Here is a 15,485-nt window from a genome sequence, read left to right as displayed (position 1 = left end):
TTGAAACATTGCCAGTCCAGAATTATCCTAAGATGGTTTTTCTTAAATGCCTAACCATTCCTTGCAGGCAAGGTACTAAAACGACTGCGCATTCGGGCCGTAAGGCCCCAAGCATCACTTGCGGAATCCAATCCTGCCCTTCCACGACGCCGCTTGCCGATCATTCCGAGCGCATCGGGTAGATTTTGTTCGGTCCGCCAGATCAGTGGCACCGCCATGGGATGCGCAGGTGGTATCAGCAGTGCGGATCCGCCCGAGCGTTAACCATGACCCCAGTGTCAAGGCCACTTAACATTGAATAGCCAGGCAGATGTTTTCTAATCTTTTCCGGGATGTCGCGAATGTGGCTGCGTTTCGTCGCCCTCAGACGCTACGAGACCCTCCTGCCCGGCTCAATCCAGTTTCCCCTGACACTGTCATGTTGGGAGTTTCGTCGCGGTCCCGCTCGGGCCAGCTTACCTCTGAATGCCCAGAGCAGACATGTCGCGATCCAGCGTTCCTGCAAGATCCTCGATAGAATCGTGCAGCAATTCCAATGCGTAATGCGGATTATGCGCATAGGCACCGGGATCGGCGGTCACGAATTTCCAGTTATAGGCGGCCTTCAACAGGCGCGGTGTCCACGCCTTATAAGCGGCCGGGTTGTCGCCAGACATGTCGGCACGGCCATCGCCATTCGCATCGGCAAAGAAATACGGATAGCGGTGTCCGTCATAAACCATCGAAATACCGATGACCTTGGTCGCGTAGTCCGCAAGCATCTGTTTCAACACACCCGCATTGGCGGCGATGTCGGCGCTGATCCCCTTGGACAAATCGCCACTGCCGTCATAGCTGAACCGGGATAGGCGGATGTCCTTCGCCGCCGATTCCTCGTGACAGGTCATGCAGGATTGCTCAACCACCTTCAGTGTATGCGGCTCGTGGCAGGACGCGCAGCTGGCGACGGGGCGGGCGTGGAAAAAGCGGCCCGAATACGCCTTTCCGGGATAATGATATCCCGATCCACCATAGCCGCCCAGCCATGTCGCTGCGGCAACCGCATAGTGCGGATTGATGAAACCCAGCTCCGGGTTCGGCGTATCTTCGGCCATCTCGGCCACCGCCTTTTCCACCGTGGCCCCGGCTGCGCGACCCTGATGGCAGGTCAGGCACGACGCCTCTCCGGGTTCGACGGGGTGCATTAAACCACTGGGAAAGCGCACTTCCTTGACTTCCGGCAGGCCCGGATTGTGGCAGGTTTCGCAATCGACGACCCCGCCCGTCGGGACGGGATGTTCGGACAGGCCCGGCGCGCTACCATCCAGCCCGTAAAGCGCGCGAAATCCGGCCCCAGCATGACAGGTCGCGCAGACCGGCGGGATCTCGCCCTCATCGTTCCAGTGTGAAAAGGATTCCGATGACGCATTGGCATGGCCCGATCCGGCCCAGGCCGCAATCGCGGCGGCTTGCCCAATGGCGATCTGGTCGGGGCGGAAAGGCCCGGACCTCGGCATGACATAGGGTTTCAGCGCCTCTTCAAGCTGTTCGATCTCGTTCATTTCCGGCGGGGTGGACTCTGCCTGCTGCGCCCAGACGCTCGGGGCTGACAATGCAGTCAGAGTGACGTAAAGCCCAAGCGCCAGCACCGGATAATATTTGCTCTTGAAAGACATGGGTTCTCGCCTCGACCAATTCGTTCTAGACTGCCCGCATTTGACACGATGCTAACAACATTACTAGACTGCCCGCATTTGACACGATGCTAACAACATTAATCGTTCCGGCCAAGCCGCTGATTGCGCAGCGGGCCAGGAACGGATCGGAGCATGATGTTCGATCGTCTCTTTACCGCAGGTCTTCGGCTGCCCGCTGTCGCGATGCCTGCGCCTGAAAATAGCCCTATAGTATTGACCGAAGAGGCCGCGATCACGGCGGACCGAAACGAAGTACTGAGGGTGGAACCTTTAGTAGACGAGGATACTCTGGTCGCTCAGGGTCAGCCGCTGCTGCGATTGCGTGCCAATCCGGCAATCGCACTGGTTGCACCGATGGCAGGTCGCGTGGCCCGGATCGAACTGGCACCCGGACGGCGTCTTCTCCGGCTGGTGGTGTTTCGCGAAGGCGAGGGGCGCCAGGACCATGCCCATTCACCGCAGGACGAAGCCGCGCTGCGTGCGCTGATGCAAGGTGCGGGCATGTGGCGAATCTTGCGCAGCCGGCCGTTTGGGCGGATGCCCACCATCAGTGAGCGCCCCGCTGCAATCTTTGTGATGGCCACCGACACCCGCCCCGGTGCGCCTGACCCGCAATTGGCCCTAAAAGGGCGAGAGGATGATTTCGCTGTGGGTCTGGAAGCATTGCAAAGGCTTATAGCAGGTCAGGTCTGGCTTTGTGAAGGCAAGGTGGGCGATCTGCCGGTCCCGGTTGGCGTTCGCCGAATTCCTTGCGGCGCGTTGCATCCCCAAGGCCTGCCCGGCATCCAGATCCATCGTCATCACCCGGCCCGCATGGACGCCCCGGTTTGGGACGTCCATGCCGAGGACGTGGCCGATCTGGGATCCCTACTGGCCACCGGGCTTGTCCCCGACACGCGCCTGGTCAGCGTCACCGGGGCGGCACTGCGCGAGCCCCGCCTGCTGCGGTGTCAGCCGGGGGCCGATCTGCGCGGGTTGGCCCATGGTTTCGTGCGCCCGGGTCCGCACCGATTGCTTAGCGGCTCGGCACTGGATGGCCAGCAAGCCCATTGGTTGGCGCCGCGCGACCGGCAAGTGACGGTCCTGCTCGGTGCAGCCAGTGCCGATCATCGTCACTGGTTCGGGGCCGCATTGCGCCGCGCTGCCCGACCGATGCCGGTCATTCCCACTGCAGCGCTGGAACAGGCCATGGGCAGTGACATTCCCGCCCACGCCCTGATCCGGACGCTGGCGTCGGGCGATCCCGAGGGTGCGGCCCGGCTTGGCGCGCTGTCGCTGCTGGAGGAGGACCTTGCGCTGGCCGATTATGTCACCGGGGCCGTCCCACGTATCTCTGCACAACTGCGCGCAGTGCTGGACGTCATCGCAACCGAAGAGGCCGCCCCATGACCCGGGGGTTGTGGGATCGCGAGATGGTCGCGCTGGTGCTGCTGGCGGCGGTGATGCCGATGGCACTGGCCTGGCTTTGGTATGGTGGCAACGCGGCTTGGGTCCGGTTGGTTCTGACACTGCTGCTGTCGGGATTCTGGCATCTGGTGTTCATGCTGGCCCGCGCCCAACCGCCGTCCTTTGCCGGGGCGCTGACCGCGTTGGCTGTGGCACTGCTGGCGCCGCCAGACCTGAGCCTGTTCCAGATGGTTTTAGGGATCACTTTCGGCTCGGTCATGGCGGAACTGGTGATGGGGGGCTGGGGTCGCAATGTCCTGAACCCCGCGACGGTGACGCTTGCGTTTCTCGGGTTTGGCTTTCCCGCCGCCCCTTGGGCCGACCTGCCGCTACCGGTGGCATGGGCGGCGATTCCGGCGGCGTTGATCGCCATGGTGGCCGGGGTGATCCCTGCGCGCACGGTGCTGGCTGCGATGCTGGTCGGGGGGCTGGCGCACTGGGCCGGGTGGCCGGTGGGGCCGGTGCTGCCAGCCGCGGGCATTGTGCTGGTGCTACTGGTCGCCGATCCGGTGGCCAGCGCATCGACCCGCTTGGGCGGTTGGCTGAACGGGGTGCTTTACGGTGCGCTGATGGTCCTGTTCGCCCTGCGGTGGGACCTGGCCGCGCCGATGCAGATGGCGGTATCGGCGGCGCTTCTGGTATCGCTGGCCGCACCCTTGCTGGATGAAATCGCCATTGCCGCATGGCTGGTACGAAGGAAACACCGGCATGGCTGATCTGAATCCGATCAACGCATGGCGCCGCCTGCTGGCCCTGCCCAACGAAAGTCGCACCAAGACGGTGGTGATGGCCTTTCTCGTCTCAGGGATCTGCGCGCTGATGGTCAGTGGTGCGACGGTTCTGCTGCGCCCGATCCAGAACGCGAACCGCGCCGCCGAACAGCAGGCCCGGCTTGAGGCGCTGGTGGCGGGCGTCCCCGGCATGTCAGCGCTGCTGGAACAGTCGGGCGGCAGCCTTGGCACTGTCGTCATCGATCTGGCGCGCGGGGCCGCCGCCGATGTGACGCCCGAAACCCTGCCGGGCGCGCTGGACGACTCGACGAACTGGACCGGGCTGGATCCCGCAGCCGATCTGGCGGGTTTGGGCAGCCGTCCGAACTATGCGCAGATCTATCTGCTGCGCGATGACAGCGGCGATGTTTCGCTGGCGATCCTGCCAATCAGCGGGTCGGGATACAACGGCCCGATCGACGCCATCCTCGCGCTGGAGGATGACATGACCACCATCGCCGGCCTTGCCATCACCGAACAATCCGAAACTCCCGGTCTGGGCGCGCGGATCGAAGAACCCGCATGGCTGTCGCAATTCCGCGGCACCAAAATCTCCGATGCCTCGGGCGACATCCGCTTTGCCGTGGCGCGCGGGGTGTCAGGCAGTGAATATGAGGTGGACGGCATCACCGGGGCGACCCGCACCAGCAATGCGATTACGCGAATGGTCCGGTTCTGGCTGGGTCCGCAGGGCTATGGCCCGTTAATTGCTGCCATCCGGCGCGGTGAGTTCTAGGTGATGGCCCGCCCTGCCCTCTGGTCCGTGCTGACCGACCCGCTGATCCGGCAGAACCCGGTGACGTTGCAGATCCTCGGAATCTGTTCGGCGCTGGCGGTGACGACATCCATGGCAACGGCGCTGACCATGTCGGCGGCGCTGACGGCGGTCGTGGTCATGGGAGCGGGTATCATCAGCCTGATCCGGCACCATATTCCGGGCGCGATCCGGTTGATCATCCAGATCGTGATCATCGCTTCTCTGGTCATCGTGATCGATCAGGTGCTTCAGGCCTTTCTGCCCGAAATCAGCCGCAAGCTGTCGGTGTTCGTCAGCCTGATCACCACCAACTGCCTTGTGCTGGGACGCAGCGAAAGCTTTGCGCGCCTCAACCCGCCGGTTCCGGCGATGGTCGACGCGCTTGGCAACGGGTTGGGCTATTCGCTGGTACTGATTGTGATCGGGTCGATCCGCGAGTTGTTCGGGGCCGGATCCTTGCTGGGCTATCAGATCCTGCCGACGGTGGATCAAGGGGGCTGGTTCACGCCGCTGAACCTGATGCTGCTGGCGCCCAGTGCGTTCTTCCTTTTGGGCGGTCTGGTCTGGGCGGTGCGCAGCGTCCTGCCCGCACAGATCGAGCCGCCCGAACACATCCCGCCCGACAGCGCAGGTGAGCGGACATGAGCGATCTGGTCACCCTATTCCTGCAGGCCGCCTTTGTCGAAAACATGCCGCTGACGTTCTTTCTGGGGCTCTGCACCTTCATCGCACTGTCGCGGCGGCCATCTTCGGCGGTGGGGTTGGGCGTGGCGATGATCGCGGTTCTGGGCGTGACGGTGCCGTTGAACCATCTGATTTATGCTGCGCTGCTTGCGCCCGGCGCGTTGGGCTGGGCCGGGATGCCTGCGCTGGATCTGTCCTATCTGTCGCTGATCGCATTCATCGGGGTAATCGCCGCCGTGGTGCAATTGCTGGAAATGGTGTTGGACCGCTTCTTTCCGGCGATCTACACCGCCTTCGGGGTGTTCCTGCCGCTGCTCACGGTGCAATGCGCCATCTTGGGCGGCAGCCTGTTCATGGTCGAGCGCAGGTATGATCTGGCCGAATCCGCCGTGTTCGGGCTGGGGGCGGGCACCGGGTTTGCCGTCGCGGTGGTCATGCTGGGCGCGATCCGTGCGCGGCTGGCCTATGCCGATCTGCCTGATGGGTTGCGCGGGCTGGGGATAACCTTTGTCATCGCCGGGATGATGTCACTCGGGTTTTCGGCCTTCGCGCAAATGGTGGCCTCATGACCGAGATCGCCATCGGCACCGCCCTGATCGTCCTGCTGATTCTCGCGCTGACCATGGCGCTGCTGGCCACGCGACGGCGGTTGATCCCGGCCGAGGCGCTGGTGGTCACGGTCAACGACACCACCACCATCGAGGCGTCGCGCGGCGATCGCCTTTTGGAGGTGTTGCAGGGCGCTGGCATCGGCATTCCGGCAGCTTGCGGCGGGTCGGGCACCTGTGGGCTGTGCCGCGCCACCGTCGAGGGTGAGGGCGCAGGCCAGCCCCAGGCCACCGAAAAGGGCGTGCTGTCGGCGGCGGAGCGCAAGGCAAACCTGCGGCTGGCCTGCCAGACCGTGCTGCGCGGCCCCTGCGAAGTCACCCTGCCGCAGGAATTCATGGATGCCTCGGGCTTTGACTGCACGGTCGTTTCAAACCGCCAGCTTGCGCCACTGATCCGCGAACTGGTGCTGGACCTGCCGGATGGTCAGCCCTTCGAGTTTCGCGCCGGGGATTTCATGCAACTTACTGCGCCAGCCTATAGTCTGGCGTTTCGCGACATTGTAGTCGAGGCACCGTTCCGCGATGCATGGCGCCATGCCGGTTGGCCGGACATGGCCGCATCCTCCGACGCGCCGGTCACCCGCGCCTATTCCATCGCCAGCCGCCCCGAGGATGGCCGTCGCGCGGTGTTCAACATCCGCCTTGCCGTACCCCCGGCTGGGCAAGAGCTGGAAATTCCGCCCGGTGTGGTTTCAAGCTGGCTGTTCGCGCTGCAACCCGGCGCATCGGTCGAGGCATCCGGCCCCTTCGGTGATTTCCACGTTCAGCCCACGGAGCGCGAAATGATCTTTATCGGTGGTGGTGTCGGCATGGCCCCACTGCGGGCGATGATCCACGAACAGATCGGTCAGGGAACGGCGCGCAGGATGCGTTATTTCTATGGTGCGCGCACCGCCGCCGATCTGTTCTATACACAGGAGTTCGACGCGATCGCCGCCGCCCATGGCAATTTCAGCTGGACCCCTGCCCTGTCCGATCCGGCCCCCGGCGACCGTTGGACCGGGGCCACCGGATTCATCCACGAGATCGTGCGGGCCGCGCTGAGCAACCATCCGGCACCTGAGGATTGCGAATACTATCTGTGCGGCCCGCCGGTGATGATCTCGGCCGTTCTGGCCATGTTGGCGCGACTGGGGGTCGAGCCGCAATCCATCTTCAACGACGATTTCGGAGTGTGACGCGATGAGCAGATCTTCACCCAATCCGACCCGCCGCCGCCTTCTGGCGATGACCGGTGCCACGCTGATCTGTGCCCCCGCCGTCCTGCACGGCGCGCCGGCGGTCCAGCATATCACCGGGGCCGCCTTTGGCAGCACGTGGCGCGTCACCCTGCCCGATCTGACCGACACCGCGATGCTGCGCCCCGCACTGGCAAAGCTTCTGGCTGGCATCGACCGCCTGATGTCGCCCTGGCGCGGTGACAGCGAAATCTCCGCCTTCAACCGCGCATCGGGACCCACCGCCCTGTCTGGCCAAATGGCGCGTGTCGTCGCTGCGGCGCTGGACATCGCCCGGGCAAGCGATGGCTGGTTCGACCCCACCGTCGGCCCTCAGGTCAGACGTCTGGGGTTTGGACCCATCAAGGGGGCCGACGGACACTGGACCGGCCTGCACATTCAAGACAGCCACCTGTCTAAGGACGATTCCAGACTGACGATGGACCCCTGCGGCATTGCCAAGGGACACGCGCTTGATCTGATGCGTTACGCCCTGATCGACGCCGGTTGCCGGCATTTTCTGATCGATCTTGGTGGCGAACTGGCTGCGCATGGTCATCACCCGTCTGGCCGTGACTGGCAGATCGCGATCGAAGATCCCCGCCCCGATGTGGTCAGCGGGGCGGCAGTGTTGCAGCTTGGCGACCTCGCGGTGGCAACTTCGGGTAACCGCGCGCAGGGTTTCGACCGCGGCGGGCACCGCCAGGGCCATATCATTGATCCGCACCGCGCGCGCCCCGCCTTCGGAACGCTGGCGTCTGTTTCCGTCCTGTCAGACAGCGCCATGGTCGCCGATGGTTGGGCCACTGCTTTGATGGCAGCCGGGGATGCGGGCCCTGACCTCGCGCGACGCCAAGGCATCTCTGCGTTGTTCCTCTTCGCCGAAGCGGAGGGGCTTCGGCGGGTGACGACGGCCAAGTTTGACCGGCACATGCTCTAGGAGGCACGCAATGGAAATACTTCTGGTTCTGGTAATTTTCCTTCTGGCGTTTGGCGGCCTTGCGCTGGGATTGGTGCTGGGGCGGGGGCCGCTGCGCGGATCCTGCGGCGGCATGTCCTGCATGAAGGACATCGCCTGCGAAGGGTGCCCGCGCCGCGCCGCCGAGCCCCGGTCGTGACCGTCGGGCGCATTGACCTGCTGGTCGCGACCGACCCCCTGATCCTGCGGCCTGACACTCCGATCCGTCGCGCCGCCGCACAATTGGCAGACACAGGCACCGCCGCTGCGCCGATCACCGACGACAGTGGGATCCTGTTGGGAGTGCTAACACAGAAGGATTGCTTCCGGCCTGTCCTGCTTGCCAGCTATTATGGTGAATGGGACGGCTGCGTGGATGATTTCATGAGCGCGAACCCGGTCACGCTGGACCTTGGCACCGATCTGGTGTCGGCGGCCGAAGCGTTTCTGGAACATCCCTATCGGAGCTTTCCAGTGCTGGAAAAAGACCGGCTGATCGGGATGTTGCACCGCGAGAGCGTTTTCCGGGCGCTGATCCAAGCGGGTTAACGGTTCACGGGTTCCGGGAGCACACTCCCCTAATAACCTGAAAACGGACCCATCAATCCAGCGGCACTTGTTACGCTCAGCCTGCCAGTAAGAAATGTGGATCCCAGACGCCGCCGCCACGATCGCTGTTGAAAGACGTGTTCAGCGAGGCCCGCCGCGCCTTGGCGAGAACTAGAAGGGTCAGCGTTTTGATAGCCGCGAGTGTTACGTGCAATAGGTACCGTCCCTCAGACGAATGTGAGAACGTCCTGACAGTATTCTGAAAAGTCACCCCGCGACGACGTCCGGGTAACCTTGGCCGGTGTGATTGCGTGGACCTGACGCATCCCGAAAGTCACCGCCCTGACCTCTTTAACTGCTTCACCTGCACGCGTGCGCCTGACCGCGCAACACCGCGCAACACCGCGTAATCGCTGAGCATCCTGACAATGATTTCATCCTCATGCAGGCTCTCAACTTCGGCAGCTGCGCGGGCTTGGTCTGTAGAGCTGTATTCGACCACGGGCGGACAAACGCGGCGATACGGATCAGAACCGCCCATCGCGCAAGCGCTCAGCAAGAGCATCACCGTCATGAGGGCGGCGGCTGGCGGCGTCCAGCATCTCGCGTTGGATATCATGAGCGTTCTCCGATGCTTGAAGCCGTGTAGCCAGCCGCCCGGCGCGTTCACTGGCGCGGCGCAAGTTGACCAAGAGCAGAAGGATGGTGACAGCAACGAGCAGTAGACCCAAAATCTTGCGGGCCATACCTTTGGTGAGGATTGCGGCGATCCAGCCCGTCACCGCCGCCCCCGCGTCCAGTCGTCGAGCCGCGCGTAGATCGTGACCGGGATAGCGTAGCGGCGACAGCGTGACCTCGGGCTCGCCGGGTTCGCCATCGCGCAGGATCAGCAGGTCCGCAGCGGGCACGCGTTCAGGCAGCACCTCGCCGCGTAGGGCCGTGGCGGGCAGCGCCGAAAGCCGCGCGTGCAGCGCGGTGAGGATGGTTTCGCGGGAGGTGGGCATTATCTTTTCCAGCTACCTGGTGAGGCCAGGAGATCGGTTGGGGCTACTACGCCGATGCGCTGCAATCACGTAGATATCAAAGGGCGACACGGACTCGTGACAGGTCCATTCAACAAACTGAAGATTTTGGACGATATTTTCGGCTGAAAGGAAGAGCTATGTGTCACAACCCCGAGAAAGTCGAAGAAGTCTCACGCAACGGACATCCAAGCGAGAATATCGCGTCGTCTCGGCGTGACTTTCGTCCTTGCGCGGTGTTGTATCGCTTTCAGCGAGAACCATAAACCCTGGGGCATTCAACACCACAATATTGCTGCACCAAAAACTTCTGTGAGATTTGCCCGATGGAAACTGACCCGGAAACATTCTTTACCTTGATCGAAGCGCTTGGGATCGGGCTTTTGATCGGGATCGAGCGTGAACGCAGTGTGCATTTGCAAAGCGGGGGTGCCTCGGCAGGTGTTCGCACGTTTGCTCTCGCGTCCTTGATTGGTGCAGTGGCCATGATGACGGGAGGTGTACCGCTCTTGATGGTTGCAGTCGCGGTCGTTGCAATCGCCCGGGTCGTATCAGTTACGCAGCAGACTGATCCGAGCATCGGCTTCACAACCAGTCTGGCGCTCGTTTCAGTCGTGCTTCTTGGGGCCATGGCAACGGAAACCGCCTTTCTTGCGGCCGCCATATCGGTAGTCATCGCGTCTTTGCTGGCTGCGCGCAAAATCCTGCACGACTTCAGCCGATCAGTCCTGACGTCCGTCGAGTTGCGCGACGGGCTTATCCTTGGTGTGTCCGTGCTGGTGATCCTGCCCCTGCTGCCCGACATCGATATGGGTCCGGGAGGAGCTCTCAATCCGCGCACCCTGTTTATCATTGTTGTAGTCATCATGATGATCAGCGCAGCGGGCCATGTTGCAACGCGTGTAATCGGAGCGCGTCTCGGATTGCCGGTCAGCGGGTTTTTGTCCGGCTTTGTGTCGAGCACTTCCACTATTCTGGCACTTGGTCACCACGCCACCGAAAAGCCGGAAGACGCAAAAAGCGCCTCCGCGGGGGCAACACTTTCGTCAGTGTCCTCGCTTATTCAGATCGGGATCATCCTCCTGGCGCTCAGCCCTGCGATGTTCAGGATGGGGTTTCCTCTGCTGTTCTCGGCGGGCCTTGTGGCAGCGCTGCACGGCGCTGCGATATTTTTTCTGGCAATGCGACACAAAGTGGGGCCTGCCGTTCTGGAGCTGCCTTCACAGGTCTTCTCGGTCAAAGGATCTGTTGGTTTTGCGCTCATCGTTGCGGTCGTCATGGTGGTCTCTGCAACGCTCAACGACTTTTTCGGAAACACTGCTGTCCTCGCGTCCGTCGCTCTTGCCGGACTGGTCAGCACAAACTCTGCAACGGTCGCTCTGGCATCTCTTGTCGCGGCAGGGCAGATCTCCGCCTCAGCCGGAGCGCTTCCATTGGCAGCAGCACTAAGCGCAAACGCGATTGTCCGTATCCTGATCGCATTTCGCCAGAAAAACAAAACGTTCAAAAGAACCGTCGCATCCGGCCTCGTTCTGCAAATCGGTGCAATCTGGTTGTCATTGTGGCTTGCTGAAATTTTGCGGCGCTGGTTTGCTGAATGGTCCGCGCTGCTTTCGTAATAAATACGTCGGAGATCCGATGTTTCGAGTTTAATGAAGCGCGAACGTGACTGACAGCAGATCTGATCCGATACTTGCCAGAATTGCGCATGAGCCGCACGAGGTCGTTCGGATCGGTTGCAATGTTGATGATGCGTTGAATTAGGCGCTCGGGTTTCGGAGTCATGAAATTTACTTCACCGAACAGAGCTACTACTTCTTTCTTCGCCTCTTGGGTGTTTCCAACCTCAGTGTTCATCCACAAAGTCTGTGGAACAACGCCCTGCTTCACTTCCGTGAGGAACCGCTTGATCCGAGGAGTGTTGTTGCCGTCTTTACCCCACCAGATCCTCCCGTCGCGATCCATCTCCCAGAACCGTTCCTCTGACACGCGCCAGTACATGCCGTTCGGAGGGCCTGCGATCACCCGGCCGCTGGGACACGTAATTGCATATCGGCCTGCACCGTAGAAGTTTCGCGCGGAAACGTCACCGGAAGTCCAAGCGCCGCGAGGATCGTTGTCCGGGTTCTTGTAGCCTTTGTTCATCCGGTCGGAACGCGGCATTGGGTTTGGCACCCACTTGTCGGCATTCCGGGCGAAAACGAGAATATGGTCGTGATCATCTGAAAAGTGCCGCGCGGTGTTCTTCGGCGAAAATACCTTCTGCCATAGGGTATTGGCGATAAAATTTCGCCGCCCGAACACCTCGTCCATGATGACCTTGAGGTAGTGCCCCTCGTTGTCGTCGATGGACACCCAGATCGAGCCATCCTCGGCCAGAAGATCGCGGAGTAGTTCCAGCCGGGGCCACATCATGGCCAGCCACTGCGTGTGCTCGAGGTTGTCGTCGTAGTGCTCGAAGGCGGAGCGTGTATTGTAGGGTGGGTCGATGTAGATGCACTTCACTCGACCGGCATAGAAGGGCAGCAGCGCCTTCAGCGCTTCCAGGTTGTCGCCCTGGATCAGCATGTTGCCAGCGCCAACGTCACCGGCCGACGAGTCCGGGACTTCCTCCAGCAGGCGATAGGGCACGTGCTGTGCCGTGCGGATGTCCTCGTCCCGTGTCAGCCAGTTCAGTATCGGCATGCGCTACCGCTCGTCCTCTCGTTTCTTGCCGGAGGGTTCCACGGTCGTGCCAGTCAGCCGCTGGTACTCCTCGACCGCAAGGACGACGACCACCGGCCGCCCATGCTTCTCGACCACCACTGGCTCGGCCCGCGCTTCGTCGATCAACTGGCCGAAGTGATGCTTGGCCTCACGGGCAGACACGGCCTTCATGGGCCCCTCCCTGATTTGTGGTCAGAATGGTCACAACGCAGCGATGAGGTCAACGACCTGCGGAAATGCGATCGCTACATCAGGGAGTTCGACGCCAGGGGCATTTCGCTCGAATGGAACTGGGATCGGAGTCCGCGCGGACACCGTCAAAAACGGCTTATAGAACAGATGCTTGAAAGCTTTTCACCAAAACTGCGCAGTCAACAGGTCCGGAGAATATCGGCCCGGAGAGAACGCGTGTGCGCCCTTCGGGGCGTGGGCCGGTTAACAGCCCCTCCCGCATAACCCTCGAAAACAACGGAAAAATCCGGCCGCAGCCGGATCGGGAGAACGCTTTCGCGGGGGCAAGTGGCGGAGGGCGTGGGATTCGAACCGCTGGGCGGTCTGAGCTAATAATGGCGTTGCGCCCGCAAAAAACGAGCCACAGAAGCGCAATTCCATTATGGCTCCACCTCCACATTCGAGACACCATCATCGAAGTTAGGCTCCGGTCCGTTGAGCGCGAACTCGGCGGCGGGCGCTGATCCTGACGGTTCGGCGTCCTCGATCTCGCGTATAGCGACAGGCACAGACTGCGCGTGCGCCATGATCGCGGCGGCGAGATTGCGAATCGGCGTGTCCTGCTCCTCGCGCTCGAACATGCCCAGATGCTTGGCGATGCTTTCCAGCGCCTTGCCACGGTCCTGAAACTTCACCTCAATGCCGTGCTGGGTTTCCTTCACGCCATCGAAGAGCGCCAGCGTTGCCTCGCTCAGATCGCGTGTGTCGCGGACATGGGTGACGACATGGCCCAGACCATCACACTCAGGGCAATCCTCTGCCGGGTCCACGATTGCGCTATAACCGTAGCCTCCCAGATCGCGGGGGATCGAGGGCGGCACACCATCCCACTCGCCTGCCTCGATCAGCGCACGGGCCGCCTCGCGATCCTCTGCGGACGGAAAGACGCTGAACAGCGCGCGATCAAGCGCATCGCCATACTCGCGCTCGGTGCGCCACTGGTATTCGTGGTTGGCCCCGTGGCAGTAGCGGCACGCAATACGGCGGCTCTGAACGATGTCGGCGGGTGAGGCGTTGGCGATCGCCCACCAGCGACGAGCGACATCGACAACGCGGATCTGCGCGCTCTCTTCGATGGTTTTGCGGCCCCGGGCGATGGCAACCTTGATGTTGGGTTTTGTTAGTAGGTGGCTCGCTTGGAACCGGGCTGATCTGGGACTGTATCCGGCACGTCTGGCGGCTTCTGCACCGTTTTGGGTTTCTAGGTAGCTGATAACGAACACGCGCTCCCTAGCTGATAGGCGCAGCCCATCTAGGTATTCAGTTGTAAGTGATTTGGTGGCTGGCTCCGTCACTATTGCCCTGCCCCTGATGCTTTGTGCGACCCTTGCTGCACTCCTTTTGTCGGAGTATCGACGGGCGATGAGATCGCTTGATTGCTCGCATCTGCTGGACGCGCGCCTTGGTCGTCTGCAAGTGCCTTGACCGCGTCGGCCGCACAGCCGAACGAGCCAAGAGTCTTAACTTGGGATTTCAGGGGACCATCCGTCGAGACGATCCAGCCGCTGTTGGCGGCCGAGTTGAACGTCAGAGAAACCGTGTCCGAGAAGGCGAGGATGAACGGGGCGGTTTGAGTGGCGTGTTTCACACCATCTCCTCCGCACAGATTGGCATCCGTTTGACCGGCGACCTCTTCGGACCGCACCCTACATCGCGATAAATCCCCGCTGCGTCGTCGTGCTTCTGCTTGGCCTCATCCTCCATTCGGCGAGCGGCATCCTCACCGTAGGCACTCTTCTGAGACGCGTACAAGTACGCCCTGTATTTGCCTACCTGATCCTGCGAGACAAGCCCGCTGCGTAGGAGCTCGACGGCCCGGCAACCGTACAGCCACTCATCGCCGACCGACTCTCCGGCGTTGATCCGCTTCGCGTTGACTGCCACTGGATCAAGCCGCCACTCCGCGTGGTCGCGGTCCAGCCGCGTCGCCGATTTGTTAACGTTAGACGCAACGGCTCCAAGTTCTTGAACTGTGGGCCAGGCGACGGTTTTCATCTGGTAATCCAGCTGATCCGTAACCTTTTCCAGCCACTTGAGATGGCCATGCATCGGAGCGAGTTTGACAAGCGCGCGCATCAGCGCGTCCATTTCGGCTTCAAGCGCCGCAGGATCCGCCTTGAGGCTGTTACGCGGGCTGTACCGGCCCAACCATTTAGCGAAGTCTTCCGTCAGGCTTTTGGTTCTCGTGGTCATTTGTCCAGCTCCGGATGTTTTTTGATGAAGGCAGTAGAATCGAATTTCACTTGGGTCGGCGGCGGCCGTGCACTTCTGCCGGAGGAGGCCTGAGGTTTCAGGGGTGCCGCTGACTTGGTACCGGCGAGGCGCTGCATCGGCCGATCAAAAAACTTGAAGGATGACGGCGGACCGTCGCGCTTGCTCGCCATGACCTCGAGCACAACGGTGATCTGCTCTGCCTCGCTCAGGCCCAGTTCCGACCACGCAGCTGCGTGGGTCATGTCCTCCTGACGTCCGATCCGACGTCCACCGTGGCCGGTCATTCCTGAGACCGGATCGGCTCCCATTGCGGCGAGCAGCTTTTCCCGATGGGTTGGATTTGTTTCGACCGAAAGATTGGCCTCGCGCGCACTCGCGCCACCACCACCACCATATATCTGGTTCTGGTTCTGGTTCGCATTGCTTGGGGATTTCTCTGGCATTGCGCGTGCATCGTCGAGATGCTGTTTTTGTTCAGTTTTTCCCCAACGTGCCTTTGCTGCTTTTTGACCTCTGTCGCTGGCTTTTTCGATTTGATTTCGGGCCTTGCGCAGTTCTTTTTCTACACGTGTGTCAATGAGCGTTCAAAACTGACCCGGTTTCAGCGATTAAATTTGACCCACCCTATGTGGCGCAAAGCCCCCAGG

At 61.7% G+C, this 15,485-nt stretch carries 18 protein-coding genes; 10 read left to right on the top strand and 8 right to left on the bottom strand.

Features of this window, described 5'->3' with window-relative positions:
* Positions 1-455: 455 nt before the first annotated feature.
* A complete protein-coding gene (locus ACN0WV_RS12075; RefSeq protein WP_417606056.1) occupies positions 456-1,655 on the bottom strand; it encodes a cytochrome C in 1,200 nt (399 codons plus the stop codon).
* Between the two features lie 156 nt (positions 1,656-1,811).
* On the opposite strand from ACN0WV_RS12075, the gene ACN0WV_RS12070 reads away from it, so the two are divergent.
* Genes ACN0WV_RS12070 through ACN0WV_RS12030 form a run of 9 tightly spaced genes read left to right on the top strand, consistent with a single transcriptional unit; the run spans position 1,812 to position 8,665 of the window.
* Complete coding sequence (locus tag ACN0WV_RS12070; RefSeq protein ID WP_417606054.1) at positions 1,812-3,065, top strand: Na(+)-translocating NADH-quinone reductase subunit A; 1,254 nt, start codon at positions 1,812-1,814, stop codon at positions 3,063-3,065.
* The gene (locus ACN0WV_RS12065) at positions 3,062-3,838 is read left to right on the top strand and encodes an RnfABCDGE type electron transport complex subunit D (RefSeq protein ID WP_417606053.1); all 777 of its coding nucleotides are present in this window, start codon (positions 3,062-3,064) and stop codon (positions 3,836-3,838) included. Before ACN0WV_RS12070 ends, ACN0WV_RS12065 begins: the two co-directional genes overlap by 4 nt.
* Positions 3,831-4,628 carry an FMN-binding protein gene (locus ACN0WV_RS12060; RefSeq protein WP_417606051.1) on the top strand — a complete coding sequence of 266 codons (798 nt, stop codon included), beginning with the start codon at positions 3,831-3,833 and terminating at the stop codon, positions 4,626-4,628. Before ACN0WV_RS12065 ends, ACN0WV_RS12060 begins: the two co-directional genes overlap by 8 nt.
* A 3-nt stretch (positions 4,629-4,631) precedes the next feature.
* A complete protein-coding gene (locus tag ACN0WV_RS12055; protein ID WP_417606049.1) occupies positions 4,632-5,294 on the top strand; it encodes an NADH:ubiquinone reductase (Na(+)-transporting) subunit D in 663 nt (220 codons plus the stop codon).
* Entirely contained in the window at positions 5,291-5,902 is a 612-nt protein-coding gene (gene nqrE, locus ACN0WV_RS12050) for an NADH:ubiquinone reductase (Na(+)-transporting) subunit E (protein WP_417606047.1), read from the top strand. The genes ACN0WV_RS12055 and nqrE overlap by 4 nt, the downstream gene beginning before the upstream one ends.
* Positions 5,899-7,119, top strand: a complete 1,221-nt coding sequence (gene nqrF, locus ACN0WV_RS12045; RefSeq protein ID WP_417606045.1) for an NADH:ubiquinone reductase (Na(+)-transporting) subunit F — start codon at positions 5,899-5,901, stop codon at positions 7,117-7,119. Before nqrE ends, nqrF begins: the two co-directional genes overlap by 4 nt.
* A gap of 4 nt (positions 7,120-7,123) precedes the next feature.
* Positions 7,124-8,098, top strand: a complete 975-nt coding sequence (locus tag ACN0WV_RS12040; RefSeq protein ID WP_417606043.1) for an FAD:protein FMN transferase — start codon at positions 7,124-7,126, stop codon at positions 8,096-8,098.
* A 10-nt stretch (positions 8,099-8,108) separates the two neighbouring features.
* On the top strand, positions 8,109-8,276 hold the full coding sequence (locus ACN0WV_RS12035; RefSeq protein ID WP_417606041.1) for a hypothetical protein: 168 nt from the start codon (positions 8,109-8,111) through the stop codon (positions 8,274-8,276).
* Entirely contained in the window at positions 8,273-8,665 is a 393-nt protein-coding gene (locus ACN0WV_RS12030) for a CBS domain-containing protein (RefSeq protein ID WP_417606039.1), read from the top strand. The genes ACN0WV_RS12035 and ACN0WV_RS12030 overlap by 4 nt, the downstream gene beginning before the upstream one ends.
* A 527-nt stretch (positions 8,666-9,192) precedes the next feature.
* Here ACN0WV_RS12030 and ACN0WV_RS12025 read toward each other — a convergent pair.
* Complete coding sequence (locus tag ACN0WV_RS12025) at positions 9,193-9,669, bottom strand: hypothetical protein (protein WP_417606037.1); 477 nt, start codon at positions 9,667-9,669, stop codon at positions 9,193-9,195.
* A 344-nt stretch (positions 9,670-10,013) separates the two neighbouring features.
* On the opposite strand from ACN0WV_RS12025, the gene ACN0WV_RS12020 reads away from it, so the two are divergent.
* Positions 10,014-11,306, top strand: a complete 1,293-nt coding sequence (locus tag ACN0WV_RS12020) for an MgtC/SapB family protein (protein ID WP_417606036.1) — start codon at positions 10,014-10,016, stop codon at positions 11,304-11,306.
* On the opposite strand, the gene ACN0WV_RS12015 is transcribed toward ACN0WV_RS12020, so the two are convergent.
* From ACN0WV_RS12015 to ACN0WV_RS11990, 6 genes are all read right to left on the bottom strand, one after another.
* Complete coding sequence (locus ACN0WV_RS12015; protein ID WP_417606034.1) at positions 11,191-12,372, bottom strand: site-specific DNA-methyltransferase; 1,182 nt, start codon at positions 12,370-12,372, stop codon at positions 11,191-11,193. The two genes, ACN0WV_RS12020 and ACN0WV_RS12015, sit on opposite strands and share 116 nt — an antisense overlap.
* A 3-nt stretch (positions 12,373-12,375) precedes the next feature.
* Positions 12,376-12,564, bottom strand: coding sequence for a type II toxin-antitoxin system Phd/YefM family antitoxin (locus ACN0WV_RS12010; RefSeq protein WP_099649511.1), 189 nt, complete (start codon positions 12,562-12,564; stop codon positions 12,376-12,378).
* A 440-nt stretch (positions 12,565-13,004) separates the two neighbouring features.
* Complete coding sequence (locus ACN0WV_RS12005) at positions 13,005-13,919, bottom strand: terminase small subunit (protein WP_417606032.1); 915 nt, start codon at positions 13,917-13,919, stop codon at positions 13,005-13,007.
* Positions 13,919-14,212, bottom strand: coding sequence for a hypothetical protein (locus ACN0WV_RS12000; RefSeq protein ID WP_417606030.1), 294 nt, complete (start codon positions 14,210-14,212; stop codon positions 13,919-13,921). Before ACN0WV_RS12000 ends, ACN0WV_RS12005 begins: the two co-directional genes overlap by 1 nt.
* Positions 14,209-14,817, bottom strand: coding sequence for a hypothetical protein (locus ACN0WV_RS11995; RefSeq protein WP_417606028.1), 609 nt, complete (start codon positions 14,815-14,817; stop codon positions 14,209-14,211). Before ACN0WV_RS11995 ends, ACN0WV_RS12000 begins: the two co-directional genes overlap by 4 nt.
* A complete protein-coding gene (locus ACN0WV_RS11990) occupies positions 14,814-15,281 on the bottom strand; it encodes a hypothetical protein (RefSeq protein ID WP_417606027.1) in 468 nt (155 codons plus the stop codon). Before ACN0WV_RS11990 ends, ACN0WV_RS11995 begins: the two co-directional genes overlap by 4 nt.
* Positions 15,282-15,485 lie beyond the last annotated feature (204 nt).

The organism is Primorskyibacter flagellatus (assembly GCF_048268605.1).
GTDB classification, from domain to species: Bacteria; Pseudomonadota; Alphaproteobacteria; order Rhodobacterales; family Rhodobacteraceae; genus Primorskyibacter; species Primorskyibacter flagellatus.
This window is presented reverse-complemented; position numbering and strand designations above follow the sequence as displayed.

Bases quoted from the DNA above. Each gene is read 5' to 3' on its own strand.
- ACN0WV_RS12025 (WP_417606037.1), bottom strand. From the start codon at position 9,669: ATGCCCACCTCCCGCGAAACCATCCTCACCGCGCTGCACGCGCGGCTT.
- ACN0WV_RS12015 (WP_417606034.1), bottom strand. From the start codon at position 12,372: ATGCCGATACTGAACTGGCTGACACGGGACGAGGACATCCGCACGGCA.
- ACN0WV_RS12035 (WP_417606041.1), top strand. From the start codon at position 8,109: ATGGAAATACTTCTGGTTCTGGTAATTTTCCTTCTGGCGTTTGGCGGC.
- ACN0WV_RS12040 (WP_417606043.1), top strand. From the start codon at position 7,124: ATGAGCAGATCTTCACCCAATCCGACCCGCCGCCGCCTTCTGGCGATG.
- ACN0WV_RS12010 (WP_099649511.1), bottom strand. From the start codon at position 12,564: ATGAAGGCCGTGTCTGCCCGTGAGGCCAAGCATCACTTCGGCCAGTTG.
- ACN0WV_RS12020 (WP_417606036.1), top strand. From the start codon at position 10,014: ATGGAAACTGACCCGGAAACATTCTTTACCTTGATCGAAGCGCTTGGG.
- ACN0WV_RS12055 (WP_417606049.1), top strand. From the start codon at position 4,632: ATGGCCCGCCCTGCCCTCTGGTCCGTGCTGACCGACCCGCTGATCCGG.
- ACN0WV_RS12075 (WP_417606056.1), bottom strand. From the start codon at position 1,655: ATGTCTTTCAAGAGCAAATATTATCCGGTGCTGGCGCTTGGGCTTTAC.
- ACN0WV_RS11990 (WP_417606027.1), bottom strand. From the start codon at position 15,281: ATGCCAGAGAAATCCCCAAGCAATGCGAACCAGAACCAGAACCAGATA.
- ACN0WV_RS12070 (WP_417606054.1), top strand. From the start codon at position 1,812: ATGTTCGATCGTCTCTTTACCGCAGGTCTTCGGCTGCCCGCTGTCGCG.
- ACN0WV_RS12065 (WP_417606053.1), top strand. From the start codon at position 3,062: ATGACCCGGGGGTTGTGGGATCGCGAGATGGTCGCGCTGGTGCTGCTG.
- nqrF (WP_417606045.1), top strand. From the start codon at position 5,899: ATGACCGAGATCGCCATCGGCACCGCCCTGATCGTCCTGCTGATTCTC.
- nqrE (WP_417606047.1), top strand. From the start codon at position 5,291: ATGAGCGATCTGGTCACCCTATTCCTGCAGGCCGCCTTTGTCGAAAAC.
- ACN0WV_RS12060 (WP_417606051.1), top strand. From the start codon at position 3,831: ATGGCTGATCTGAATCCGATCAACGCATGGCGCCGCCTGCTGGCCCTG.
- ACN0WV_RS11995 (WP_417606028.1), bottom strand. From the start codon at position 14,817: ATGACCACGAGAACCAAAAGCCTGACGGAAGACTTCGCTAAATGGTTG.